General features: G+C 67.5%; 23 protein-coding genes. 13 read left to right on the top strand and 10 right to left on the bottom strand.

Going from position 1 to position 25697, the window contains the following annotated elements:
* Window positions 1-66: 66 nt before the first annotated feature.
* The 4 genes from choX to hisS all read right to left on the bottom strand — a co-directional run bounded on the left by choX (window position 67) and on the right by hisS (window position 4554).
* Window positions 67-993: a choline ABC transporter substrate-binding protein gene (gene choX / locus ACFQ4E_RS00785; protein ID WP_386801010.1), complete on the bottom strand. Its 927-nt coding sequence runs from the start codon at window positions 991-993 to the stop codon at window positions 67-69.
* Window positions 994-1307: 314 nt separating this feature from the next.
* The gene (hisG, locus tag ACFQ4E_RS00780) at window positions 1308-2000 is read right to left on the bottom strand and encodes an ATP phosphoribosyltransferase (protein ID WP_386801009.1); all 693 of its coding nucleotides are present in this window, start codon (window positions 1998-2000) and stop codon (window positions 1308-1310) included.
* The gene (locus tag ACFQ4E_RS00775; protein WP_386801008.1) at window positions 1997-3073 is read right to left on the bottom strand and encodes an ATP phosphoribosyltransferase regulatory subunit; all 1077 of its coding nucleotides are present in this window, start codon (window positions 3071-3073) and stop codon (window positions 1997-1999) included. Before ACFQ4E_RS00775 ends, hisG begins: the two co-directional genes overlap by 4 nt.
* Window positions 3070-4554 (bottom strand): histidine--tRNA ligase, encoded by a 1485-nt coding sequence (gene hisS, locus ACFQ4E_RS00770; RefSeq protein ID WP_386801007.1) that lies wholly within the window; start codon window positions 4552-4554, stop codon window positions 3070-3072. Before hisS ends, ACFQ4E_RS00775 begins: the two co-directional genes overlap by 4 nt.
* 74 nt (window positions 4555-4628) lie before the next feature.
* On the opposite strand from hisS, the gene ACFQ4E_RS00765 reads away from it, so the two are divergent.
* A complete protein-coding gene (locus tag ACFQ4E_RS00765; RefSeq protein WP_386801006.1) occupies window positions 4629-4835 on the top strand; it encodes a SlyX family protein in 207 nt (68 codons plus the stop codon).
* A 172-nt stretch (window positions 4836-5007) separates the two neighbouring features.
* Here ACFQ4E_RS00765 and dnaE read toward each other — a convergent pair whose 3' ends face one another.
* Window positions 5008-8505 (bottom strand): DNA polymerase III subunit alpha, encoded by a 3498-nt coding sequence (gene dnaE / locus ACFQ4E_RS00760; protein WP_386801005.1) that lies wholly within the window; start codon window positions 8503-8505, stop codon window positions 5008-5010.
* Window positions 8506-8634: 129 nt separating this feature from the next.
* On the opposite strand from dnaE, the gene ACFQ4E_RS00755 reads away from it, so the two are divergent.
* The 10 genes from ACFQ4E_RS00755 (at window position 8635) to ACFQ4E_RS00710 (ending at window position 19712) form a co-directional block, all read left to right on the top strand.
* Window positions 8635-8946: a hypothetical protein gene (locus ACFQ4E_RS00755; protein WP_386801004.1), complete on the top strand. Its 312-nt coding sequence runs from the start codon at window positions 8635-8637 to the stop codon at window positions 8944-8946.
* A 173-nt stretch (window positions 8947-9119) separates the two neighbouring features.
* Window positions 9120-9449: an ArsR/SmtB family transcription factor gene (locus ACFQ4E_RS00750; protein ID WP_386801003.1), complete on the top strand. Its 330-nt coding sequence runs from the start codon at window positions 9120-9122 to the stop codon at window positions 9447-9449.
* The gene (locus ACFQ4E_RS00745; protein WP_386801002.1) at window positions 9446-9919 is read left to right on the top strand and encodes an SRPBCC family protein; all 474 of its coding nucleotides are present in this window, start codon (window positions 9446-9448) and stop codon (window positions 9917-9919) included. The genes ACFQ4E_RS00750 and ACFQ4E_RS00745 overlap by 4 nt, the downstream gene beginning before the upstream one ends.
* Window positions 9920-10177: 258 nt before the next feature.
* On the top strand, window positions 10178-11536 hold the full coding sequence (locus tag ACFQ4E_RS00740) for a xanthine dehydrogenase small subunit (RefSeq protein ID WP_386801001.1): 1359 nt from the start codon (window positions 10178-10180) through the stop codon (window positions 11534-11536).
* Window positions 11533-13947, top strand: a complete 2415-nt coding sequence (xdhB, locus tag ACFQ4E_RS00735) for a xanthine dehydrogenase molybdopterin binding subunit (RefSeq protein ID WP_386801000.1) — start codon at window positions 11533-11535, stop codon at window positions 13945-13947. Before ACFQ4E_RS00740 ends, xdhB begins: the two co-directional genes overlap by 4 nt.
* A gap of 96 nt (window positions 13948-14043) precedes the next feature.
* Complete coding sequence (gene xdhC, locus ACFQ4E_RS00730) at window positions 14044-14985, top strand: xanthine dehydrogenase accessory protein XdhC (protein ID WP_386800999.1); 942 nt, start codon at window positions 14044-14046, stop codon at window positions 14983-14985.
* Window positions 14952-16469, top strand: a complete 1518-nt coding sequence (locus tag ACFQ4E_RS00725) for an ABC transporter ATP-binding protein (RefSeq protein WP_386800998.1) — start codon at window positions 14952-14954, stop codon at window positions 16467-16469. Before xdhC ends, ACFQ4E_RS00725 begins: the two co-directional genes overlap by 34 nt.
* A gap of 90 nt (window positions 16470-16559) precedes the next feature.
* Entirely contained in the window at window positions 16560-17645 is a 1086-nt protein-coding gene (locus ACFQ4E_RS00720; protein WP_386800997.1) for an ABC transporter permease, read from the top strand.
* Complete coding sequence (locus ACFQ4E_RS00715) at window positions 17645-18568, top strand: ABC transporter permease (protein WP_386800996.1); 924 nt, start codon at window positions 17645-17647, stop codon at window positions 18566-18568. The genes ACFQ4E_RS00720 and ACFQ4E_RS00715 overlap by 1 nt, the downstream gene beginning before the upstream one ends.
* Before the next feature lie 67 nt (window positions 18569-18635).
* On the top strand, window positions 18636-19712 hold the full coding sequence (locus ACFQ4E_RS00710; RefSeq protein WP_386800995.1) for a BMP family ABC transporter substrate-binding protein: 1077 nt from the start codon (window positions 18636-18638) through the stop codon (window positions 19710-19712).
* A 137-nt stretch (window positions 19713-19849) separates the two neighbouring features.
* Here ACFQ4E_RS00710 and ACFQ4E_RS00705 read toward each other — a convergent pair whose 3' ends face one another.
* Window positions 19850-20521: a vWA domain-containing protein gene (locus ACFQ4E_RS00705; RefSeq protein WP_386800994.1), complete on the bottom strand. Its 672-nt coding sequence runs from the start codon at window positions 20519-20521 to the stop codon at window positions 19850-19852.
* A 125-nt stretch (window positions 20522-20646) separates the two neighbouring features.
* A complete protein-coding gene (locus ACFQ4E_RS00700) occupies window positions 20647-21369 on the bottom strand; it encodes a vWA domain-containing protein (RefSeq protein ID WP_386800993.1) in 723 nt (240 codons plus the stop codon).
* A gap of 101 nt (window positions 21370-21470) precedes the next feature.
* On the opposite strand from ACFQ4E_RS00700, the gene ACFQ4E_RS00695 reads away from it, so the two are divergent.
* Both ACFQ4E_RS00695 and ACFQ4E_RS00690 read left to right on the top strand, forming a co-directional pair.
* On the top strand, window positions 21471-22052 hold the full coding sequence (locus ACFQ4E_RS00695) for a VOC family protein (protein WP_386800992.1): 582 nt from the start codon (window positions 21471-21473) through the stop codon (window positions 22050-22052).
* 63 nt (window positions 22053-22115) lie between these two features.
* Window positions 22116-23051 (top strand): aldo/keto reductase, encoded by a 936-nt coding sequence (locus ACFQ4E_RS00690; RefSeq protein WP_386800991.1) that lies wholly within the window; start codon window positions 22116-22118, stop codon window positions 23049-23051.
* Here ACFQ4E_RS00690 and ACFQ4E_RS00685 read toward each other — a convergent pair.
* Genes ACFQ4E_RS00685 through ACFQ4E_RS00675 form a run of 3 tightly spaced genes read right to left on the bottom strand, consistent with a single transcriptional unit; the run spans window position 23044 to window position 25693 of the window.
* Complete coding sequence (locus tag ACFQ4E_RS00685; RefSeq protein ID WP_386800990.1) at window positions 23044-23445, bottom strand: PaaI family thioesterase; 402 nt, start codon at window positions 23443-23445, stop codon at window positions 23044-23046. The two genes, ACFQ4E_RS00690 and ACFQ4E_RS00685, sit on opposite strands and share 8 nt — an antisense overlap.
* The gene (locus ACFQ4E_RS00680; RefSeq protein WP_386800989.1) at window positions 23445-24464 is read right to left on the bottom strand and encodes a phosphotransferase family protein; all 1020 of its coding nucleotides are present in this window, start codon (window positions 24462-24464) and stop codon (window positions 23445-23447) included. Before ACFQ4E_RS00680 ends, ACFQ4E_RS00685 begins: the two co-directional genes overlap by 1 nt.
* A complete protein-coding gene (locus ACFQ4E_RS00675; RefSeq protein WP_386800988.1) occupies window positions 24461-25693 on the bottom strand; it encodes an acyl-CoA dehydrogenase family protein in 1233 nt (410 codons plus the stop codon). Before ACFQ4E_RS00675 ends, ACFQ4E_RS00680 begins: the two co-directional genes overlap by 4 nt.
* Window positions 25694-25697 lie beyond the last annotated feature (4 nt).

The following is a 25697-nucleotide window of genomic DNA, read 5'->3' as shown; positions in this document are numbered from 1 at the left end:
CAAAACGCACGAAAAACGCCCCGCGCCAGAGGCACGGGGCGTCTTTATCCGTAAGACCGAACCGGATCAGTTCAGCGCGGACATCACCGCCTCTTTCGCGTCACCGCCATCCTTGGTGGTCACGCCCTCGAGCCAGCCGCTGACCATGTCAGTGTTCTCCGACATCCAGGCCACGGCCGCATCGCGCGGATCGGCGCCGTCGTTCAGGATCGCGCCCATGATCTCGTTCTCCATCGCCAGCGAGAAGACGAGGTTGTCGAGCAGCGCGCCGACATTCGGGCACTCCTCGGAGAACCCGGCGCGGGTGTTGGTGTAGACCGTCGCGCCGCCGAAATCCGGACCGAACCAGTCGTCACCGCCCGAAAGATAGGTCAGCTCGTAATTGGCGTTCATCGGGTGCGGCTCCCAGGCGAGGAAGACGATGGGCTCCTCGCGCTCGGTGGCGCGGCCGACCTGTGCCAGCATCCCCTGCTCGGAGCTCTCGCGGATGTCGAACTCGCCCAGGCCGAAGGCGTCGGCCTCGATCATGTCGAGGATCAGGCGGTTGCCGTCATTGCCGGGCTCGATCCCGTAGATATAGCCCTCGAGCGCCTCGGAATTGGCCGCGATCGCCTCGAAACTGTCGATCCCCAGCGCGGCTCCGGCAGCATTGGTCGCCAGCGTGTATTTCGCGCCTTCGAGGTTGGCCCCGAGCGTCACGACAGTTCCGGCCTCGCGATAAGGCGCGATATCGCCTTCCATCGTGGGCATCCAATTGCCGAGGAAGACGTCGATATCGCCATCGGCCATGGAGGTATAGGTGACCGGCACCGACAGGACCTTGGTGTCGGTCTCGTAGCCCAGCGCCTCGAGAACGGCGGTGGTGGCGGCGGTGGTCGCGGTGATGTCGGTCCAGCCGACATCGGCAAAGGTCACACTGTCGCAACTGTCCTGCGCGCTGGCGGTGCCAGCGGCAAGGGTCAGTGCGATGGCGGAGGTGATGATGCGGTTCATGTCCGTCTCCCTTCGGATTGTCCGGATATTGTGATGCCGCGCATCATGGCGTTTTTGACTGGTGAATCAACCGCTCAAGAATTTTAGATAAAATTCTTGATCTTGGCCGATACTGCGCTGGGTCCAAGGCTCCCGGCAAACCGCCCTGCGCCGACGACGCAGGGCGCATCTCCGACACCCGGCACGGCCCAAGCCGCCGCGTCGCGCCCGGCCACCGGCTCCAGAATTTTAATTAAATTCTGGAGCTTGCCCGGCATCACGTCAACCAGACCCGCTCAATTCTATCTATTATCCCGCGGCCCCGCGCCCGCGCGTCAGAGCCCGAGCGTCTGAAGAAGCCCGCTCAGCGCCGCGCGCTCCTCATCGGTCTTCCGCGCCACCCGCGAGCGGAAGAGCGTCGCCTGGCTGCGCAGAACCGGCGCGTCCGAGAGGATCTTCAAATGGTTCGCCCGCAGCGTCTCGCCGGTCGAGGTGATGTCGGCGATCGCCTCCGCGGTCAGATTCTTCACCGTGCCTTCGGTCGCACCCTGGCTGTCCACCAGCTGGTAATCCGCCACCCCGCCCGCGCGCAGGTAATCGCGCACCAGCCGGTGATACTTGGTGGCGATCCGCATCCGGAACCCGTGCCGCGCCCGGAACGCCGCCGCCGCCGCGTCGAGATCGTCGAGCGTGTCCACATCCACCCAGGCCGCGGGAACCGCGACCACGAGGTCGGCATGGCCGAAGCCCAGTTCCGCCAGCGGCTCGACCTTCTGGTCCCATTGCACCAGCGTCTCCTGCACGAGATCCGTGCCGGTCACACCGAGATGGATGCGTCCCGCCGCAAGCTCGCGCGGTATCTCCCCCGCCGACAGCAGCACCAGCTCCACCCCCGGCGCGCCCTCGACCGAGCCCGCATATTCGCGCTCCGACCCGGCCCGCGCCAGCGTCACGCCGCGGCTGCCGAACCAGTCGAAGGTCTTCTCCATCAACCGCCCCTTCGAGGGCACCCCGAGCTTCACGCTCATGCCGTGACCTCCAGAAGCAGATCGGGCCGGATCACGCCGCCCACCGCCGGGATCGAGCCGCCACCGCCAAGCCGCGCGGTCAGCGCGTCATAGCGCCCGCCCGTGGCCACCGGCGGCAGGTCCGGCCGCGCCTCGGCGTAGAAACCAAAGACGAACCCGTCGTAATATTCCATCGAGGTCCGCCCGTAGGAGGCCTCGAAATCCAGCGTCTCGACATCGATCCCCTGCGCCGCCAAGGCCTCGATCCGCCGCTCGAACCGGTCGACCGCGACGCCGAGACCCGGCGTGTCCACCGCGAGATCGCGCAGATGCTCCAGGGCGAAGGGGCAGGTCTCCGAGACCGACAGAAGCGCGTCCAGCATCTCCACCTGGCCACGTCCGAGCTGCGGCCCCGAGGCGTCCTCGCGCAGCGCCGCGACCCGCGCCGCGATCTCGTCCTCCGAGCGCAGCCCCACCATCGGCGCCGCCCCGTGCATGGCCATCTGCCCGTCGATCAGCGCCTGCCTCTCGGGCGGCACCGGGCTCTTGCCCGAGAACCGGTCCAGGAGCTGTCGAAACCGACGCGGCCGCCAGATATGCCGCATCAGCGCCGCCCGCCGCGCCTCGGTGGTCTCGAGCCCGGCCACGGCGGCGGTCAGGATGCCGATATCTCCGGTCGCGGCGCGCAGGGGCACCTCCGACAGCGTCTCTGCGAAAAGCGCGAAGACCTCCGCATCCGCCGCCTCTGGGTTCTCGCGGTCGAAGACCTCGTAGCCCACCTGCAGATACTCGCTCGCCCGGCTCGGATCATCCTCCTGACGCCGGAAGACCTCGCCCGCATAGGTGTAGCGCGCGGGCTCGGCGCCCTCCTTCATGTGCATCTCGACCACGGGCACGGTGAAATCCGGCCGGAGCATCTGCTCGCCCCGCGCCGGGTCCTGCGTCACATAGGCCCGCGCCCGGATATCCTCGCCATAAAGATCGAGCAGCGTCTCGGCGGGCTGCAGGATGGCGCATTCGACCACCTCCGCACCCCGCGCCGTGAATCCCTCGCAGAGCGCCCGCGCGGTCTGCCGTGCTGCCCCGAGGCTCATTCCGCGCCGTCCAGCATCGCCCGAAGCCGCGCGACCATCTCGCCGCGCGGCACCTCGAACTGCGAGGGCCGCTCCTTCCACTCCTCGAGCGTCGCGTTCTCGGCGATCTTGGCGCCCAAGACGAGGTCCTTGACCTGCACCACGCCACGCTCGAACTCCTCGCTCCCGGCGATCACCGCGGCGGGCGAATTGCGCCGGTCGGCATATTTGAGCTGGTTGCCGAAATTCTTCGGATTGCCGAGATAGACCTCGGCCCGGAGGCCCGCCGCACGCAGCTCGGCCACCATCGCCTGGTAGTCCGCCATCCGGTCGCGATCCATCACCGTGACCACTACAGGCCCGACCGGGGTCGCACTGATCCGCCCCTTCTCGCGCAGCGCCGCCAGGAGCCGGTCGACCCCGATCGAGACCCCCGTCGCGGGCACCGCCTGCCCGGTGAAGCGCTTGACCAGATCGTCGTAGCGCCCGCCGCCTGCAACCGAACCGAACTGACGCGGACGGCCCTTCTCGTCGGTGATCTCGAAGGTCAACTCGGCCTCGAAGACCGGCCCGGTGTAATAGCCAAGCCCCCGCACGACAGACGGGTCGATCACGATCCGGTCCGGGCCATACCCGCCCGCCTCGAGAAGCCCGGCGATGGTCTCGAGCTCGGCGACACCCTCGGCACCGATCGCGCTCTCGCCGATGGCGGCGCGGAGGTTCGCCAGCGTCTCAGCGGCGCTCTCGCCGCGCGAGGTGAGAAACGCGATCACCGGCTCGGCCTGCGCCTCGGTCAGCCCCACGCCGTCGATATAGGCGCCCGAGGCATCGAGACGGCCCTTGCCCAGAAGCTCGCGCACGCCCGCCTCGCCGACCTTGTCGAACTTGTCGATGGTGCGCAGGACCGCATCGCGCTGAGCCTCGTCCGACAGGCCCATCGCCTCGAGCACGCCGTTCAGAACCTTCCGGTTGTTCACCCGGATCAGGTAATCGCCGCGCGGGATTCCGACCCGCTCCAGCGTGTCGGCGAGCATCGCGCAGATCTCGGCATCCGCCGCCACGGACGGCGCACCGACCGTGTCCGCATCACATTGGTAGAACTGCCGGAACCGCCCCGGCCCGGGCTTCTCGTTGCGCCAGACCGGACCCATCGCGTAGCGGCGATAGGGCGTCGGCAGATCGTTGCGGTGCTGGGCATAGACCCGCGCCAGCGGCGCGGTCAGATCGTAGCGCAATGCCAGCCAGTCGCCGCGGCCCTCGTCATCGGCCTCCTGCCAGGCGAAAACGCCTTCGTTCGGACGGTCGACATCGGGGAGGAACTTGCCCAGCGCCTCGACCGTCTCGACGGCTGAGCTTTCGAGCGCATCGAACCCGTAGGCGTGGTAGACCTCGGCGATCCGCGCCAGCATCTCGGTGCGCTGCGTGACCTCGGCCCCGAAATAGTCGCGGAACCCTTTCGGCGTCTCGGCCTTGGGACGGGGCTGTTTCTTCTGTTTCGCCATGGGATCTCGGCTCGCGCTGATTGCGCGCCTCCTGTAGCCTCCGACGCATCGAGGAGCAACAGGGGCACTGTGACATGAACGACCGGCTGGAACGGCTGGAGGCGCGGGTGGCCGAGCTTCTGCGCGAGGTCGAGGACCTCTCGGGCACCGTCTACACCCAGACCCGCGAGATCGAGCGGCTGACCCGCCATGTCGAGATGCTGCGCCTCCGCGAGGCCCAGCGCGAGGCCGAGGGCACCGGCGGAGTGGTCCTGGGCGACGAGCGGCCGCCGCATTACTGAGCGCGCGCTTGCGTCGCCGCCGGAGTGCGTATTTTCAAAAAGAAGAAGCCCAAAGAGCGCCCGGCCCTGCGCTTCTTCTTTTTCCAAATACGCGACACGACAGAGACGCCGGGCGACCGGCCGGGATGGCGCGCGGACCGCGCCTGTCCGGGGCCCAGCGCGGTCCGCGGGTCTAGAATTCCTGCACTTCGAGGATCCCGTCGAGGGATTTGAGCGCGCCCTTGATCTCGGGATTGACCGGGAACAGCTCGCCCGCGTCGATCTCCACCTCGCCGGGCAGGCTCGGATCGGCGAGGCAGAGCCGGATCGGCCCCTTCCCCGCCTTCGGCATCTGCTGCGCCGCGTTCGACAGGATCGAGGCGATGTTGGGCAGCGCCGCCTCGCTCTCGACCCAGATCTTCAGACCCGCGGTCCCCGCATCCGCGACCGCCGTCTCCACCGGCGCGACCGAGCGGCCCAGCAGCTTCAGCTGGTCGCTCTCCATCGTCGCCTCGACGGTGATCACCACCTTGGCGCCGGTCTCGAGATGCTCGCGGCTTTTCTCCAGCGTCTCGGAGAAGAGCGTCACCTCATAGGCGCCGGTCGGATCGGAGAGCTGGCAGAAGGCAAACCGGTTGCCGCGCGCCGATTTGCGCTCCTGCCGACCCGCGACCGAGCCCGCGAGCTTGGCGATCAGCGGCGCGCGTTCGGCCTTGGCCATCACCTCGTCGAGGGTCAGCACGCCCTTGCGCTTCAGCGCCGCCATGTAATCGTCGAGCGGGTGGCCGGAGAGGTAGAAGCCCACCGCCTTGAACTCCTCGGCCAGCCGCTCGGCGGGCATCCAGTCATTCACCGGCACCAGCCGCGGCTCGGGCAGGTCCTCGCCCGCCTCGCCGAAGAGCGACACCTGCGCCGAGGCTTTCTGCTCGTGGATCGCCGCGGAATAGGCGACGAGCGCATCGAGGCTCTCGAAGACCCGGCGGCGGTTGCCGTCGAGCACGTCGAAGCATCCCGCCCGCGCCATCATCTCGAGCGGGCGCTTGCCCACGCGCTTCAGATCGACCCGCCGCGCCATATCGAAGAGCGTCGCAAAGGGCTTCTCGCCGCGCCCCTCGACCACCAACCGCATCGCGTCGAGGCCGACATTCTTGAGCGCGCCCAGCGCATAGACCAGCGCGCCCTCCTGCACGTCGAAGGTTTCGAGCGAGCGGTTCACGCATGGCGCGACCCAGGGCAGCCCGAGCCCCTTCTTCACCTCTTCGAAATAGACCGCGAGCTTGTCGGTGAGGTGGATATCGCAGTTCATGACGCCCGCCATGAACTCGACCGGATGGTTCGCCTTGAGCCAGGCGGTCTGGTAGCTGACCACCGCGTAGGCGGCGGCGTGGGACTTGTTGAAGCCGTAATTGGCGAACTTCTCGAGAAGGTCGAAGACCTCGGTCGCCTTCTTCTTGTCGACGCCGTTCTCGGCCGCGCCGGTCTCGAACTTGGGGCGCTCGGCGTCCATCGCCTCCTTGATCTTCTTGCCCATCGCGCGGCGCAGCAGGTCGGCGCCGCCGAGGCTGTAGCCCGCCATGACCTGCGCGATCTGCATCACTTGTTCCTGGTAGACGATGATGCCCTGCGTCTCTTCAAGGATATGGTCGATCAGCGGATGCACGCTCTCGATCTCGCGGAGCCCGTTCTTGACCTCGCAATAGGTCGGGATGTTCTCCATCGGACCGGGCCGGTAGAGCGCCACGAGCGCGACGATATCCTCGATGCAGGTGGGCTTCATGCGCTTGAGCGCATCCATCATGCCCGAGCTTTCCACCTGGAACACCGCCACCGTCTTGGCGCGGGCGTAAAGCTTGTAGGTCGCTGTGTCGTCGAGCGGGATCAGGTTGATCTGGTTCTCCGCCCCCGGCGGCGGATCGTAGAGCACCGCCCCTTCGGCCGAGACATGCAGGTCGCGGCCCGATTTGTGGATCAGGTCGATGGCGTTCTGGATCACCGTCAGCGTCTTGAGGCCGAGGAAGTCGAACTTCACCAGCCCCGCCTGCTCGACCCATTTCATGTTGAACTGCGTCGCCGGCATGTCCGAGCGCGGATCCTGGTAAAGCGGCACCAGCGCGTCGAGCGGCCGGTCCCCGATCACCACCCCCGCCGCATGGGTCGAGGCGTTCCTGAGAAGCCCCTCGACCTGCTGGCCATAGGTCAGGAGCCGGTCCACCACCTCTTCGTTGCGCGCCTCTTCGCGGAGCCGCGGCTCGTCGGCCAGGGCCTTTTCGATGGAGACCGGCTTGACGCCCTCGACCGGGATCATCTTCGACAGCCGGTCCACTTGCCCGTAGGGCATCTGCAGCACCCGGCCCACGTCGCGCACCGCGGCCTTGGACAGGAGCGCACCGAAGGTGATGATCTGTCCGACCTTGTCGCGGCCGTACTTGCCTTGCACGTAGCGGATCACCTCTTCGCGGCGGTCCATGCAGAAGTCGATGTCGAAATCCGGCATCGAGACCCGTTCGGGGTTCAGGAACCGCTCGAACAGAAGCGAGTAGCGCAGGGGATCGAGATCGGTGATCGTTAGCGCGTAGGCGACGAGCGAGCCCGCGCCCGAGCCCCGCCCCGGCCCCACCGGGATGTCGTGATCCTTGGCCCATTTGATGAAGTCGGCGACGATCAGGAAGTAGCCCGGAAAGCCCATCCCCTCGATGATCCCCAACTCGAAATCGAGCCGCTTCTGGTAATCCTCGACACTGACCGCATGCGGGATCACCGCCAGCCGCGCCTGCAGGCCCTCGTTCGCCTGCCGCCTGAGTTCCTCGACCTCGTCATCGGCGAAGCGCGGCAGAATCGGGTCGCGCCGATAGGCCATGAAGGCGCAGCGGCGGGCGATCTCGACGGTGTTCTCCAGCGCCTCGGGCAGGTCAGCGAAAAGCGCCGCCATCTCCTGCGGGCTCTTCAGGTAATGCTGCGGCGTCAGCCGTCGGCGCGGATCCTGCTGGTCGACATAGGCGCCCTCGGAGATGCAGATCAGCGCGTCATGCGCCTCGTACATCTCGGTCTTCGGGAAATAGACGTCGTTCGTGGCGACGAGCGGCAGGCCCATCGTATAGGCCATCTCGATATGGCCGCGCTCGCTGAGCTTCTCGGCCTCGGGCAGGCCGCCCTCCTCGGGATGGCGCTGCAGCTCGACATAGAGCCGGTCGCCGAAGATCGCGTGCAGCCGCACCATCAGCGCCTCGGCGGCGCCGCGCGCGTTCTGCCGCAAGAGCCGCCCCACCGGCCCGTCCGGCCCGCCGGACAGGCAGATGACGCCCTCGGAATGCGCCTCCAGCTCGTCGAGCGTGACATGCGGAAGCTCGCCGTCGCCGCGCAGGTAGAGACAGGAGTTGAGCTTCATCAGGTGCTCGTAGCCGGTCTCGTTCTGGGCGAGCAGAACCACCGGCGCGGGCGGTTTCGGGCGCTCGCCCTGCACCGGTTCCGCATAGCGCAGATCCACCTGGCAGCCGATGATCGGCTGCACCCCCGCCCCGGCGGCCGTCACCGAGAATTCGAGCGCGGCGAAGAGGTTGTTGCTGTCGGTCACGGCGACGGCGGGCATGCCCATCGCCTCGCACATTCCTGGCAGTTTCTTCAGCCGCACCGCCCCTTCGAGCAGGGAATATTCGGTGTGGACGCGGAGATGAATGAATCGGGGATCGGCCATGACCACCACGATATGCTGGGGGCGGGTCCGGGAAAAGCCCCATCCCTGCCATTTCCACGGGAGGGCTTTACAGTAGTTTAGTAAATCACTTAGGAATTACAGAAATACCAAACAAAAGGAATCAGGTATATGCGACGGACAGCCCCCCTTCTCCTGGCGAGCCTCATTGCGACATCGGCCGCGGCGTCCGGCCCGGGCGAGCATCCCGAGGTCGAGCATGCCTATCTCGAAGGCGGCGTCATGACCTACGAGGTGTTCGAGAGCGCCGTCTCCCACGTGGATCTCGCCGGATGCCCCGCCGAGTTCGATCCCGACGCGGTCTTCTGCCGGATGGCCCTCAACAACGAGCGCGCGCAGGTCTTCGTCTTCTCCTTCGACGGCAACCAGCCGCTGCTCGCGGTCAAGGCCTACGACCTCGACTCCGATTTTCTGCCGTTCTGAGACCCTGGGGCAGCGCCGCGGGAGCGATCCGGCGGCGCGCCATCACCATCAGATATGTCGGCGGTATTCCGTCAAAATACCCGGCCGCATACGCCGATCCGCACACCTGTAAAAACTTACCCATCCGGCTAAGTTTTCTCGACAGCGCTCACTCCGCAACTTTACATAGCCACATGGCTAACCATCTCGACTCCTTCTTCGCTGCCCTCGCCGATCCGACCCGCCGCGCGGTGATCGAACGGCTCACCGACGGCCCCGCGCCCGTGTCCGAGCTTCACGAGCCGCATGACATGGCGCTGCCGAGCTTTCTCAAGCATATCGCCCGGCTCGAAGACGCCGGGCTGGTCAGCAGCGAAAAGCACGGACGCATCCGTACCGTCCGGATCGAAGCCGCCCCGCTCGCCGAGGCCGAAGATTGGCTCGCGCGACAACGCCGGGTCTGGGAAGGTCGCACAGACCGGCTTCAGGCCCTCGCAGAAGCGCTCGACAGGAGACCGCAATGACCGATTTCGACGACACCCTCGATCTCCGCCTCGAGCGCGTGATCGCCGCCAGCCCCGAGACGCTCTGGCGCTGCTGGACCGATCCCGAGCTGCTCAAGCAATGGTTCTGCCCGCGCCCCTGGAAGGTGTCTCATGTCGAGCTCGACCTGCGCCCCGGCGGCATCTTCCTGACGGCGATGGAAGGCCCCGAAGGCGAGCGCCCCGAGCCCGAGGCCGGCTGCGTCCTCGCCGTCGAACCCGCCCGCCTCTTCGCCTTCACCGACAGCCTCGGACCCGACTACAGGCCCCGCGCCTCGGGCTTCATGACCGCGGTCATCAGCTTCACGCCGGAGGGCACGGGTACGCGCTACGTCGCCCGCGTCCTCCACGCCACGGCAAAGGACCGGCAGGCGCATCTCGACATGGGGTTCGAACAGGGTTGGGGCACCGCGCTCGACCAGCTGGTAGAGCTTGCGACGGGGCTGGAGTAGGCGACGGCCTTTCTTGCCCATGGGCAATTGGGATTTCTGTACAAAACCGCCCCGAAAACCGCAAACCGCGTACAAATCCGCCCCCTCAAACGGCGGGTTCGTACAAAAATCCGGGTCCGCGCCCGATTTTTCCTTGCCAATCGCGAAAGCCAGCGCCTAGCCTCGGTGCCCGGGACATCAGGACGGCCCGCCGCCTTCTACGCCGCATCGAGGGCGCGCATCACCACGGGTTTTCGGTAACGCGGCCGAGCTTTTCACATGGAAATCTGCTTTCTTCTCAATGGAGAGAGTGTGTCCGTCGACGTGGATGACCCGACCGTCACCCTGCTCGACTGGCTGCGCGAAACCCGGCATCTGACCGGAACCAAGGAAGGCTGCAACGAAGGCGATTGCGGCGCCTGCACCGTCATGGTCACCGACGACCGCGGCGCCAAACCACTGAATTCCTGCATTCTTTTCCTGCCGCAACTGCACGGGAAAGCGGTCCGCACCGTCGAGGGCATCGCCGCGCCCGACGGCACGCTCCACCCCGTCCAGCACGCCATGATCGACCACCACGGCTCGCAATGCGGCTTCTGCACACCCGGCTTCATCGTCTCGATGGCCACCGCGCATCTGAACGGCGACACCCGTCATAACGACGCGCTCGCCGGAAATCTCTGTCGCTGCACCGGCTACGCGCCGATCATTCGCGCGGCCGAGGCTGCCTCCGCCGCGCCCCCGCCCGCGCATCTGAGCGACCCGCTTCCATCCGTCGGCGCGCTGGAGCACGCCCCGGAGACGGCGGATCAACTCGCTGAGATATATGCGGAAAATCCCGAGGCGACGCTCGTGGCCGGGGCGACCGATGTCGGGCTCTGGGTCACCAAGGGCTTCCGCGAGATCGCGCCCGCGATCTTCCTCCACCGCTGCCGCGACCTTCAGGACATCGCCGTCACCGACACCGAGATCCGCATCGGCGCGGGCGTCACCATGGACCGCGTCTACCGGCTCATGCAGGAGCATCACCCCTCCTATGCCGAGATGATCCGCCGCTACGGCTCGACCCAGGTCCGCGCCGCGGCCACCCTCGGCGGCAATATCGCCAACGGCTCGCCCATCGGTGACAACCCGCCCGCCCTGATCGCCCTCGGCGCCACGCTCCACCTGCGCAAACGCGCCGACCGCCGGTCCCTGCCGATCGAGGCGTTCTTTCTCGACTACGGCAAGCAGGATCGCGCGCCCGGCGAATTCGTCGAAGCCGTGACCCTGCCGCGCCAGCCCGACCAGCTGAAAGTCTTCAAACTTTCCAAACGCTTCGACCAGGACATCTCGGCCGTCTGCGGCGCGTTCAACCTAGAGATCGCAGACGGCACCGTGACCTCGGCCCGCATCGCCTTCGGCGGCATGGCTGGCATCCCGAAACGCGCCAGCACGGTCGAAGCCGCGCTGACGGGCCGCCCGGCGACGCAAGCCACGCTCGACGAGATCGCCGATGCGTGGGACGCCGATTTCCAGCCGATGTCGGACATGCGCGCCTCTGCCGCCTACCGCCTGAGCGCCGCACGCAACATGCTGGCCCGCGCGCTTCTGACGGAGACAGGCGCGCCCGCAAGCGTCTTGGAGGTGGCCCCATGACCGTCGCCAAGCCGATCCCGCACGATTCCGCGCGCCTGCATGTGACGGGTGAAGCGCTCTATACCGACGATATTCCGCTGCCTCCCGGCACAGTGCACCTGGCCTTCGGTCTCTCTGACATCGCCGCCGGAACGCTCGATGCGCTGGACCTGGCGGAGGTGCTGAGCGCGCCCGGAGTCGTCCTTGCGCTCACGGCCGAGGATCTCGAGCGCGACGCTGATTGCTCGCCCTCGGCGCATGACGAGCCGCTCCTCAGCACCGGCGAGATCCATTATCTCGGCCAGCCGCTCTTCCTGGTCGCGGCCACCAGCCACCGCGCCGCGCGCCGCGCCGCGCGCCTCGCCCACCCCAAGACCACCGCCCGCACCCCGATCCTCAGCGTCGACGACGCGCTCGCCGCGAACAGCCGTTTCGAGGACGGCCCCCGCATCTGGCAGAAAGGCGACCCCGCCACCGCGATTGCCGAGGCCGAGCACCGTATCGAGGGCGAGATCGAGATCGGCGGACAGGAGCATTTCTACCTCGAAGGCCAGGCCGCGCTCGCCCTGCCGCAAGAGGGCGGCGAGATGCTGATCCACTGCTCGACCCAGCATCCCAACGAGATCCAGCACAAGGTTGCCCATGCCCTGGGCCTGCCCATGCACGCCGTGCGGGTCGAGACGCGCCGCATGGGCGGTGGCTTCGGCGGCAAGGAGAGCCAGGGCAACGCGCTCGCCATCGCCTGCGCGCTCGTCGCCCGCCGCACCGGTCGCCCCGCCAAGATGCGCTACGACCGCGACGACGACATGGTCATCACCGGCAAGCGCCACGATTTCCGCATCCGCTACCGCGCCGGGTTCGACAGCACGGGACGGCTGCAGGGCGTCGAGTTCCTGCATCTCTGCCGCTGCGGCTGGGCGCAGGACCTGTCGCTGCCCGTCGCCGACCGCGCGATGCTCCATGCCGACAACGCCTATCACCTGCCGAATGTCCGGATCGAGAGCCACCGGCTGAAGACCAACACCCAGTCGGCCACCGCGTTTCGCGGCTTCGGCGGCCCCCAGGGCATGGTCGGGATCGAGCGCGTCATGGATCACGCTGCGCATGCCCTGGGACTCGATCCGCTCGAGCTGCGTCAGAGGAATTACTATACCGAAGCGACGGGCGGGCAAAGCGCGTCGTTCTCTGCGAGCGCCGCCACGACCCCCGAGACCACCCCGTCGGACGAGGTCGATCTCGCCTCCCGCGGCGCGGCCTCGAGCGTTCCGCCCGGCGCGCCACCCGCTGTCCCGGCCGACACCCAGACCACGCCCCATCACCAGCCGGTCGAGGATTTCGTCCTGCACGACCTCACGGCGCGCCTCCGCGACAGCGCCGGTTACGCCGACCGTCGCGACGCCGTCGCACGATGGAACGCCGACACCCCCCGCCTCAAGCGCGGCCTCGCGCTGACCCCGGTGAAGTTCGGCATCTCCTTCACCCTCACCCATCTCAACCAGGCGGGCGCGCTCGTGCATGTCTACCAGGACGGCTCGGTCCGCATGAACCACGGCGGCACGGAGATGGGACAAGGCCTCTTCCAGAAGGTGGCCCAGGTCGCCGCCGCCCGGTTCGGCCTCCCTCTCGAGGCGGTGAAGATCACCGCGACCGATACCGGCAAGGTGCCGAACACCTCCGCCACTGCGGCCTCCTCCGGCTCCGACCTGAACGGCATGGCCGTCGCCGCCGCCTGCGACGAGATCGCGGGCCGCATCGCCGCGCTTCTCGCCGAACGCCACCAGGCAGACCCGGCTCAGGTGCGCTTCGCCGACGGTCGCGTGCATGTCGGCGGCGAGAGCCTGAGCTTCAAAGAGGCGGTCACGCTCGCCTACGAGGCCCGCGTGTCGCTCTCGGCCACCGGATTCTACGCGACGCCCGAGCTCTCCTGGGACCGCATCCGCGGACGCGGGCGGCCGTTCTACTATTTCGCCTACGGCGCCGCGCTGACCGAAGTGGTCGTCGACGCCCTGAGCGGCGAATACCGCCTCCTGCGCACAGACATCCTGCACGATTGCGGCCGCTCGCTGAACCCGGCCCTCGACCTGGGCCAGATCGAGGGCGGATTCGTCCAGGGCGCGGGCTGGCTGACCACCGAAGAGCTCGTCTGGGACGACGAGGGACGGCTCCGGACCCACGCGCCCTCGACCTACAAGATCCCCGCCTGCAGCGACCGCCCCGAGGTCTTCAACGTGGCGCTCTATGACAACGAGAACCGCGAGGAGACCATCTTTCGCTCGAAAGCCGTCGGCGAGCCGCCCTTCATGCTGGGCATTTCGGCTTTCCTCGCGCTCTCCGACGCGATCTCCGCCTTCGGTCCGGGCTACCCCGCGCTCGACGCGCCCGCCACGCCCGAGCGCGTCCTCGCCGCCATCGAGAGGGTCCGCAATGCGTGACGACGCCCTCTCCACGCGCCCCTCTTTGCGCTTCTTCTTTTTCCAAATACGCATACTGTCCCAGCCGTCAGCGCTCCGCTCCGGAGCCACGCACCGATGAGCTTCGACCTCGCCGCCCTCGCCGCCGCCGTTGAGCGACACGGCACCGTCGCCCGCGTCGTCGTGGCCGCGACCCGCGGCTCCGTCCCGCGCGAGACCGGCGCCGCGATGCTGGTCTGGCCGGGCGGGCAATCCGGCACGATCGGGGGCGGACGCCTGGAATACGAAGCCGCGGCCCGGGCGCTGAGCCACCAGGGTCTGACCCATCATCCGCTGGGACCCGCCTTGGGCCAATGCTGCGGCGGTCATGTCACGCTTCTGACCGAGCACTGGACGGCCGGGCGTCTGGCCGAACTCGCAGGGACCGATATCGTCGCCCGCGGCCCCGAGCCGCGGCCGCTCTCGGTCGCGCGCCGTCTCGACGCAGCGCGCGCGCGCGGCGACCGCCCTGAACCGCAGCTTCTGGACGGCTGGATGGTGGAGCCGGTCACGCGGGCCACGGTGCCGGTCTGGATCTGGGGCGCCGGACATGTCGGACGCGCGCTCATAGACGTGCTCGCCCCGATCCCGGATCTGGACCTGACCTGGATCGACACCGCGCCCGAGCGGTTCCCGGATCCTCTGCCCTACCGCGTCAGCGCTTTGCCCGCCGCGGTGCCCGAGCGCGTCATGCCCCGCGCGCCGCAGAGCGCGCATCACCTCATCCTGACCTACAGCCACGCGACCGATCTGGCCCTCTGCCACGCGGCGCTGACCCACGGCTTCGCCAGCGCAGGGCTGATCGGGTCGGACACCAAATGGGCGCGGTTCCGCAAGCGCCTGGGCGATCTCGGGCATAGCGCCGCCGAAATCGACCGCATTCGCTGTCCGATCGGGCAAAAATCGCTCGGAAAGCACCCCCAGGCCATTGCCGTCGGCACCGCCGCGCGGCTTCTTGAAACCGTGACGACAGGAGCGCGCAACCCGTGGCCGACCCACTGCTCAGCCTCAGGGGCCTGACCAAGGCCTATCCCGGCGTGATCGCCAATGACGATGTCTCCTTCGACATCGGTATGGGCGAGATCCACGCGCTGCTCGGCGAGAACGGCGCCGGGAAATCGACGCTCGTCAAGATGATCTACGGGCTCGTCGCACCGGACAGCGGCACGATGACGCTTGCAGGCGAAGGCTTTGCGCCCAGCCAGCCCTCCGCGGCCCGCAGCGCCGGGGTGGCGATGGTGTTCCAGCATTTCTCGCTCTTCGACGCGCTTTCGGTCGCCGAGAACGTGGCCCTCGGAATGGAGACCCCGCCGCCCGCGCGCGAGTTGTCGCGCCGCATCCGCGAGGTCTCCGAGGCCTACGGCCTGCCGCTCGACCCGGCACGCCAGGCGGGCACGCTCTCGGCGGGCGAACGACAGCGGGTCGAGATCATCCGCTGCCTCCTGCAGGAGCCGCGCCTTCTGATCATGGACGAGCCGACCTCGGTGCTGACCCCGCAAGAGGTCGAGATCCTCTTCGAGACCCTGCGCAAGCTGAAATCCGAAGGCCGGTCGATCCTCTACATCTCCCACAAGCTCGAGGAGATCCGCGCGCTCTGCGACACCGCGACGATCCTGCGCCTCGGGAAAAAGGTGGCGACCTGCACGCCGCGCGAAGCGTCGGCGCGTGAATTGGCCGAGATGATGGTCGGCGCCAGTTTCGCCACGCCCGAAGCGCGCGCACACAAGACCGGCGAGGTGGCCCTGTCAGTCCGGAACCTGAGCCTCTCCGCACCCGGCGCCTTCGGCACGCCGCTCCGCGACGTCAGCTTCGAGATCCGCGAGGGCGAGGTCCTGGGCATCGGCGGCGTTGCCGGGAACGGGCAGGACGAGCTACTGGCGGTGCTCTCCGGCGAGCGCACGAGCGCTGCCGGGACGGTCACGCTCAAGGGCCGCGATGTCAGCCGCGAGAGCCCGGTTGCGCGGCGAGATGCAGGGCTGCTCACCGCGCCGGAAGAGCGGCTCGGACATGCCGCGGCGCCCAATATGAGCCTGATCGAGAACGCGGTCCTGACCGGCGCGCGGCGCGAGAAGCTGGTCAAGAACGGCTTTGTCGACTGGTCGGGGGCGAAGAGCTTCGCCGAGCGGGTCATCGAGCGCTTCGACGTGCGCACCCCCTCGCCCGGCACCGCGGCGCGGGCGCTGTCGGGCGGCAATCTGCAGAAATACGTGATCGGACGCGAGGTCCTGCAGCGACCCGAGGTTCTGGTGGTGAACCAGCCGACCTGGGGAGTCGACGCGGCGGCGGCGGCGGCGATCCGGCAAGCGCTTCTCGATCTCGCGGCCGAGGGGGCGGCGATCGTGGTCATCAGCCAGGATCTAGACGAACTCATGGAGATCTCCGACCGGTTCGGTGCGCTGAACGAAGGGCGCCTCTCCGACACGCGCCCTGTAGCGGACCTGTCGATCGAGAAGATCGGCCTGATGATGGGCGGCGCGCATGATATGGAGGTGGCCCATGCCTGATCGCGACACGCGCCCCAACCGCGCAGGCGTTTTCCGAACCGGAAAACGCGCGATTTCCGGTTCGGAAATCGTCTGCCGGAGCACAAGCTCATGATCCGGCTCGAAAAACGCCTGCAGCCCTCGCGCGGCTGGACACTTGCCACGCCGCTCGTCGCCGTCCTTCTGACCATGCTGACCGGCGGGCTGATGTTCGCGCTTCTCGGCACGCCGCCGCTCGAGGCCATCCGCACGATCTTCTGGGATCCGCTCTTCCACCCGCAATTCGCCGACTACTCCCGGCCGCAGCTCCTGGTGAAGGCCGGACCGCTGATCCTGATCGCCATCGGCCTCTCGCTCGGCTTCCGCGCAGGCATCTGGAATATCGGCGCCGAGGGCCAGTACATCATCGGCGCGATCTGCGGCGCCGGAGCCGGGCTGGCGCTCTATCCTTCGGACAGCGTCCTGATCTTCCCGCTCATGGTCGCAGCAGGCGCCCTCGGGGGCTGGGCCTGGGCAATGATCCCGGCGCTTCTGAAAACGCGCTTCGGAACCAACGAGATCCTCGTCTCGCTCATGCTCGTCTACGTCGCCGAGGCGATCCTCGCCTCGGTCTCGTCGGGCCTCCTGCGCAATCCCGAAGGCATGGGCTTCCCGGGCAGCCGCAATTTCCAGCAATGGGAGGCCGCCGCGAACCGGGAGCTGATCGCGGGCACCGGCATGCATTGGGGGGTCGTCGCCGCCTTCATCGCGGTGATCTTCGCCTATGTTCTTCTCACCCGGCACATCCAGGGCTTCAACATCCGGCTGACCGGAGAGGCACCGCGTGCGGCGCGCTTCGCCGGGGTGCGCCCCTCGGCCATCGTGATCTTCTGTCTCGGCACGGCGGGCGCGCTCGCGGGTCTCGCCGGGCTCTTCGAGGTCTCTGGTCCCGCCGGCCAGATCTCCATCGATTTCAACTCAGGCTACGGCTTCACCGCGATCATCGTCGCGTTCCTCGGCCGTCTCCACCCAGTGGGCATCCTGCTTGCCGGGCTCCTGATGGCGCTGACCTATATCGGCGGCGAGCTTGCGCAGCTGATGCTGGGCGTGCCGGGTGCGTCGATCCAGCTCTTCCAGGGGATGCTTCTGTTCTTCCTCCTGGCCACCGACGTCCTGATCAATTTCCGCATCCGACTGAGCCGGGGGGCCACTGCCTGATGGACCTGTCCTCGATCTCTCCGATCCTTCTCGTCGCCTCCATCATGGTCTCCGCGACGCCGATCCTCTTCGCCGCCATCGGCGAGATGGTGGTCGAGCGCGCGGGCGTCCTGAACCTGGGCGTCGAGGGCATGATGATCACCGGCGCGGTCGTGGGCTTCGCGGTCGCCGTCAATACCGGCTCGCCGGGCTTGGGCTTCCTGGCCGCGGCGCTAGCCTCGGCGGTGCTGTCGCTGAGCTTTGGCGTGCTCACGCAACTCCTGCTGTCGAACCAGGTCGCGACCGGCCTCGGGCTGACGCTCGTGGGGCTCGGGCTTTCGGCGCTGATCGGCAAACCCTACGAGGGGATGAAAAGCCCGACGCTGCCCAAGCTCGATCTCGGGCCGCTTTCGGACCTGCCGGTCCTGGGGCGCATGCTCTTTTCGCACGATATCATGGTCTACCTGTCGCTGGCGCTGACCGCCGCGGTCTGGGCGTTTCTGAAATACACCCGGCCCGGGCTCATCCTGCGCGCGGTGGGCGAGAACCACGAGGCCGCGCACGCGCTCGGCTACAAGGTCGTCCGCATCCGGCTCATGGCGATCTTCTTCGGCGGGGCCTGCGCCGGTCTTGGAGGGGCCTATCTTAGCCTCGTCCGGGTGCCGCAATGGACCGAGGGCATGACCGCGGGCGCGGGATGGATCGCGCTTGCCATCGTCGTCTTCGCCTCCTGGCGCGCGGGCCGCGTCGCGCTCGGCGCCTATCTCTTCGGCGGCGTCACGGTCCTGCAGCTCAACCTGCAAGCGGCAGGCGTGCCGGTTCCGGTCGCGCTGCTCTCGGCCTCGCCCTATCTTATGACCATCATCGTCCTCGTCATCATCTCGGCCCGTGGCCACCACGCGGCCCCCGCCTCGCTTGGACGGCCGTTCCACGCCAGCGGTTGATCCCCTTGCCATTCCCGGAAAACCCGGGTGAACCTCCGTCCAGAACACGAGTATCAGGGAGACTTACATGCTCAGACGCACTCTTTTGACCAGCGCCGCGATGGCGCTCGGCCTCGCCGGGACAGCCTTTGCCCAGGACAAGGTCAAGGCCGGCTTCATCTATGTCGGACCCGTCGGCGACGGCGGCTGGACCTACGAGCACGACCAGGGCCGCAAGGCGGTCGAGGAGGCGCTCGGCGACCAGGTCGAGACCGTCTTCCAGGAAAGCGTCCCCGAGGGCGCCGACGCCGAGCGCGCGATCACGCAGATGGCGCTGTCGGGCGCGGACATCATCTTCACGACGTCCTTCGGCTACATGGATCCGACCAATGCCGTCGCCGCGAAATTTCCCGACGTGAAGTTCGAGCACGCCACCGGCTTCAAGCGCGAGACGCCCAACGTCTCGACCTATTCCGCGCGCTTCTACGAGGGTCGCGCGATCCAGGGCCACATCGCGGGCAAGATGACCGAGACCAACAAGATCGGCTACATCGCGTCCTTCCCGATCCCCGAGGTCATCCGCGGCATCAACTCGGCCTATCTCCACGCCAAGAAGGTGAACCCGGATGTCGAGTTCTCGGTCGTCTGGGCCTATACGTGGTTCGATCCGGCGAAAGAGGCGGACGCCGCCCGCGCCCTGATCGAGAACGGCGCCGACGTGATCCTGCAGCACACCGATTCCACCGCGCCCCAGGCCGCGGCTCAGGAAGCGGGCAACGTGATCACCTTCGGCCAGGCCTCGGACATGGCCGAATACGCCCCGAAGCCGCGGGTCTCGTCGATCATCGACAACTGGGCGCCCTACTATATCGACCGCGTTCAGGCGGTGATCGACGGCACCTGGGAAAGCACCGACACCTGGGACGGCATCGGCCCGGGCATGGTCGGCATCGGCGAGATCTCGGACACCGTGCCCGAGGAGGTGAAGGCCGAGGCGCTGGCGCTCAAGGACCAGATCGCGGCGGGCGAATATCACCCGTTCACCGGACCGATCAACAAGCAGGACGGCTCGGTTTGGCTTGCCGAGGGCGAGACCGCCTCGGATGGCGACCTTCTGGGCATGGACTTCTATGTCGAGGGTCTGTCGGGCGAGATCCCCAACTGATCCTGTCTGCCTCGGCAGACACGGAAGGCCCCGCATCGCGTGCGGGGCCTTTTCCTTTCAGGACCGCCGAAACGGGCGCCGCGATTCACATGCAGACGCTGCCCGATCGGCACCACGCCTCACCTCTCGCGCCCCGGTCACTCCAGCGACGCGATCAACGGGCAGCTCAGCGTGCGGCTCAGCGCTTCGGTCAGCTCCTCGGCGGTGTCGACGCGCAGGTCGTATCCGCCGGTTTCCGCCGCGAGGCATCCCGGCGAGATCGACGCCTGCGGGACGCCGTGGCGCGATTCGAGGATGCGGAAGCCGATCACATGCACGATCGTGTCCCGCCCCTCGGCCCGAAGGGTCTCGGCCAGGTGACAGACCGCGCCGCCGCAAGTGTCCTCGCCATCGGTCAGGACGACCAGCGTCACCGGGTTCACCCGGTGCTCCAGAACCTCGGCGGCACTGCGGACCGCGTCGGCCAGCGGCGTCCCGCCCGAGGGCGACAGCCGTCCGATCTCGGCCAGGATCGAGCCTTGGGATTGCGGCATCGGCGCGACGCGGAGGCGCACCGTGTCGCAGCTCGTCTCCTGCCCCGCCCCGTAGGTCATGAGCCCCATCCGGCGGGCCTCGGGCAGGTCCGGCAGGACTTTCGCAAGCGCGGATTTGGCGTGATCGAGCCGCGTCGGCCCGGTGATCGGAATGTCCGCCGCCGCCATCGACCCCGAGGCATCGAGGACAAGCATGGCGTCTTCGTAGCACCCGGCCGAGGCGGGTGACGCAAGAAGCGCGGCGATGGTCAGTGACGTCAGTGCGGATCTCAGCATGGCATTGCCTCCATGGTGGTCCTCCCACGGATCAGCGTGCCATCTGCCCGTCAAAACACCGTCAGCGAAATGCTGCACTGCGGCAATTTGGGTGGGGATCGCGGCGCGGAGGCCGCAGGGGGCGCTTAATTCTTGGGCAAGGGCACCGGATCGACCCGCCCGATGATCTGGCATCCGAGCGTCATCCTGAGCGCCGCGACCAGATCCTGCGCCGTCTGGGCATCGACATAGTGCCCCCCCGTTCGATCCGCGAGGCAGCGCGCCGTCGAGACGGCCCGGGTATCGGCGCGCGGCTGGGTCCAGTCGAAATGCTCGGACAGGACCTTGAAGCCGATCACATGCACGGTCAGGTCGGCGCCGTCCCGGGCCAGCGCGTCGGCGAGCACGCAGGGCGCGCCCCCGCAGGTCTCGCGCCCGTCGGTGATCAGCACCACCGCGCCGGGCTGGGTGCGGTAGTCGAGCGCCTCGGCTGCGGCGGCCACCGCATCGGTCAGGGGTGTCGCGCCCGCGGGCCAGAGCGCCTCGACCGCGCCGATGATCGGGCCCGCCGCGTTCCAGACCGGGCGGAAGCGCAGATCGACGCTGTCGCAGGGCCCCGCGTTGCCGGGGCCGTAGACCACCAGGCCCAGCCGCCGGTTCGCCGCGATCCCGGGCAGCGCATCGCGCATCGCCTGCCGCGCCTCGAAGATGCGCGGCTCGCCCAACCGGTTGAAGCCCATCTCCGCCATCGACCCGGAGCCGTCGAACACCACCATCGCGTCCTCGGTGCAAAGCTCCGACGCCGCGGCCTGCGTCGTGAGACAGGCGGCGGTGATCCAGGACAGGAGAGACGTAAGACGGGATCGCATGCCGCCAGGATAGCCGTTTTCCCATCCAGTCCAAAACATTGGATGATCTTCCGCGGACCTGCGCTACTCTTTCCAGCACAGTGGAAGGAGAGGAGACGGTCATGCAGAAACTTCCGACACAGGGTGTGCATCACATCACGCTGACAGGGGCGGATCGCCAGACCTCGATCGACTTCTGGGAAGGCGTGCTCGGGATGCCGTTCATCTTCGATCAGCCGAACCTCGACAATCCCGACGAGGGGCATCTCTATTTCGATCCCGGCGACGGGCGGCTGATCACGATCTTCTCGAACGAGAAGCGCAAGCCGGTGCATGACCGCACTCCCACCGATCCGGGCTGCGTGCATCACATCGCATTCAACGTCTCCAAGGCGGTCTGGTCGCAGGCGGTCACGCGGCTCGACGAGCGCGGCATTCCGCATTCGGGGCCCAAGGATCGCGGCTTCATGGATTCGATCTACTTCAAGGACCCGCTCGGCTTCCTGATCGAGCTCGCGTGCTACCGGTTCGAGCCGCCCGAGGGGTTCCGCCATGCCGACGTGATGATCGAGGCGCATCGCATCCGCGTCGCCCGGGGCGATTACAATATCGCCGAGGTGCATCTCGCCGATGCCATCGAGCTTCTGATGAAGCGCGGCTATCAGACGCTCTCCGAGGATCGCGATCCGAAGAATCCGTATTGACCGCGCCGCGTCCGGCGGCGGTCGGATGAGATTTTGTCAGAGCAGGGACAGGGAGGACAGCGGATGACCGAGTTCACCACCCGCAGCGGCGCCGCGGTGCCCCGCTGGGCGTTTGGCACCATGCAGTTCGGCGACAAGGCGGATGTCGCGGCGAGCCGGGCCATGTACGAGGCCTGCCGCGAGGCCGGTATCCGCCATTTCGACACCGCCTGGGTCTATACCGAGGGCCGCTCGGAAGAGATCCTCGGCGATCTCGTGGGCGCGGATCGCGACGAGCTCTTCATCGCCACCAAGGTCGGCATGACCGGTGGCGCGGGACGCGACACCATCCGCAAGCAGCTCGACGAGAGCCTCGCGCGGTTGAAGATGCCCGCGGTCGATCTGCTCTACATCCATATTCACGACCCCGAGACGCCGATGGCCGAGACCGTCGCCGCCTTGGCCGAGGTCAAGACCGAGGGACGTGCCCGGCACCTTGCGCTCTCGAACTACGCCTCCTGGCAGGTCATGCAGATGCAGCATCTCGCGCGGGATGCCGGGACGCGGGTCGCCGCGCTGCAGCCGATGTACAATCTCGTCAAGCGCCAGGCCGAGGTCGAGCTTCTGCCGATGTGCCAGGATCAGGACATCCTGCCGGTCCCCTATTCGCCGCTCGCGGGCGGGCTTCTGACGGGGAAATACATGGAGGGCGGCACCGGGCGGCTGACCGAGTCGGACATGTACCGCAAGCGCTACGCCATCCAGGGCATGCACGAGGCCGCGAAGGCCCTGTCGTCTCTGGCCGCCGAGGCCGGCACGCACCCCGCGACGCTGGCGGCGGCCTGGGTCGCGCGGCATCCCTCGCGGCCCGCCCCGATCCTGTCGGCGCGTTCGGCCGAGCAGCTCGCGCCGTCGCTGGCGGCAATCGACTACCGTCTGGACGACGCGCTCTATGCGAAGCTCTCGGAGCTCTACCCCGCGCCGCCGCCCGCGACCGACCGGCTGGAAGAGGTCACGTGAGCTTTCGGTAGCGGAAGACGCCGGTCGCGGTGGCGATCATCTCGCCGGTATCGTCCTTGACCTCGGCGCGGGCGAAATAGGCCGAGCGCCCGCCGCCCGTCTTCCACCCTTCAGCGATCAGGCGCTGCCCCTTGGGGCGGGAGAGATACTGGACCGTCATCGACAGGGTCAGCGCCATCTGGCGCACCTCCGGATCGCCCGTCCAGCACCCCGCATAGCCCATTGCCGTATCGAGGAGCGTCGCATGGACACCGCCATGCAGCGTCTCGTGGCGATTGAAATGCACGTCGCGGATCAAAAGCTCGAACCGCGCGTAATCCTCGTGCCAGTCGACCATCTCGAAGCCGAGATACTTGCTGAAGGAATGCGCGGGCTCGCGAAACCGGTCGTCCATCATCTCTCCTCCGCGCTCCGCAGCCCGAGCGCCGCAAAGCGTGGCACCCAGGCGCCGAGCCGGAGGCCGCTTTCGGGGTTTGAGGCGTTTCCGTCGAGTGCCCGGCGCTTCACGCCCTCGAGAATGGCGCCCATCCGGAAGAACGCGAAGGCGACATAGTAGGACAGCCCGTCGATCGGGCCGATGCCGCGCGCCTCGCAATAAGTCGCGACGAAGGCCTCGTCGCTCGGCAGGCCAAGCTCGGACCGGTCGATCCCGGCCAGACCCCGCCCCTCTTCGCCCGGTGGCAGCTTCCATTGCATGAGCACCGCCGCGAGATCGGCATAGGGATGGCCGATCGTGGACAGTTCCCAGTCGAGCACCGCCGTGACGCGGCTGCCCTCGGAGGCGAAGAGCAGGTTGTCGATCCGGTAATCGCCGTGAACCAGCGTCCGCTGGCCGTCATCCTCGGGCAGGTTGGCGCGGAGCCATCCGATCAGCCGCTCCATGTCGGGAAGATCGACGGTCTTGGACGCCTCCCATTGCTGCGCCCAGCGGTCGAGCTGGCGGGCGTAGTAATTGCCCGGCGGCCCGTACTCCGCGAGACCCGTCGCCTCGAGATCGACCTCGTGGATCGCGGCGAGGGTAAGCGCCATCTCCGAGAGGATATCGGCGCGCTCTCCGGGCACCGCGTCCGGCATGGTCGGGTCGGGAAAGCTGCGGCCCGAGACGTGGTCCATGATGTAGAACATCGACCCGATCACGCTCTCGTCCTCGCAGAGCGCCAGCACCTTCGGCACCGGGACATCCGTGTCCCAGAGCGCCTTCTGGACGCGAAACTCGCGATCAACCGCATGGGCGCTTTTCAGAAGCTTGCCCGGCGGCTTGCGCCGGAGAACATAGGCGCCCGATGCAGCGTTCAGCCGGTAGGTCGGGTTCGATTGACCGGTCGCGAACTTCGTCGCCGAGAGCGGGCCGGAATATCCCGGCACATGCGCCGACATCCAGCGCCCGACCGCCTGCAACTCATCAGGTGTCATCCGTTGCCCCGGTATTTCTTCAGTTCGGCGCGGGCGACCTGTCGGCGGTGCACCGCGTCCGGCCCGTCGGCGAAGCGCAAGGTGCGGACATGGGTCCACATATGCGCAAGATCGGTGTCTTGGCTGATCCCCGCCGCGCCATGGAGCTGCATGGCCTCGTCGATGACCCGACCGGCCATCAAAGGCGCCACGACCTTGATCTTCGAGATCCAAGGCTGGGCGGCGCGTGTACCCTCGGTATCCATGACGTATGCGGCCTTGAGACAGAGGAGCCGCGCCATCTCGATCTCCATCCGCGCGTTGGCGATGATGTCGAAATTCGCTCCGAGCTCGGCCAGGGGCTTGCCGAAGGCTTCCCGCTCCAGACCGCGACGGCACATCATTTCAAGTGCCTTCTCGGCCTGACCGATCGCGCGCATGCAGTGGTGGATACGCCCCGGCCCGAGACGCCCCTGCGCGACCTCGAAGCCCCTGCCCTCGCCCAGAACCACGTTCCGCGCGGGAATGCGGACATCGGTGAAACGCAGATGCATGTGTCCGTGGGGCGCGTCGTCCTGCCCGAAGACCTGCATCGGGCGCAGGATCTCGACGCCGGGCATGTCCGCGTCCATGACGAACATCGTGTGCCGCGCGTGTTTCGACGCATCCGGATCGGTGCAGGCCATCAGGATGTAGAGTTTGCAGCGCGGGTCGCCGGCCCCGGAGATCCACCATTTCTCGCCGTTCAGGACATAGTCGTCGCCGTCCTTCCGCGCCTCGAACGCCAGTTGCGCGGCGTCGGACGAGGCGAGCCCCGGCTCAGTCATCACATAGGCCGACCGGATCTCTCCATCGAGCAAGGGCGCAAGCCAGCGCTCCTTCATCCAGTCGTCGCCGTAGCGCTCAAGAACCTCCATGTTGCCGGTGTCGGGGGCGTTGCAGTTGAAGACCTCGGCGGCGATGGCCACCTTGCCCATCTCCTCGGCCAGATAGGCATATTCCACGGTGGTCAGCCCGTAGCCGCGGTCGCTATCCGTGAGCCAGAAATTCCAGAGCCCGCGCTCGCGCGCCTTGGCCTTGAGCCCGTCGAGGATCTCGAGCTGGCGGTCGGTGTGGCGGAAGCGGTCGCCCGAGGGGTGGCGTCCGACCTCTGCGTGAAATTCCCGGTCGAGCGGCGCGATCTCGTCGCTCACCATGCGCCGCACGGCGTCGATCAGCGGGCGCACCCGCTCTGTCATTCCCAGATCCATCAAG

Origin of the sequence: Litorisediminicola beolgyonensis (assembly GCF_042679605.1) — a bacterium.
Lineage (GTDB): Bacteria > Pseudomonadota > Alphaproteobacteria > Rhodobacterales > Rhodobacteraceae > Litorisediminicola > Litorisediminicola beolgyonensis.
The sequence above is the reverse complement of the archived record's forward strand: the minus strand, read 5'-3'. Positions and strand labels throughout refer to the sequence as shown.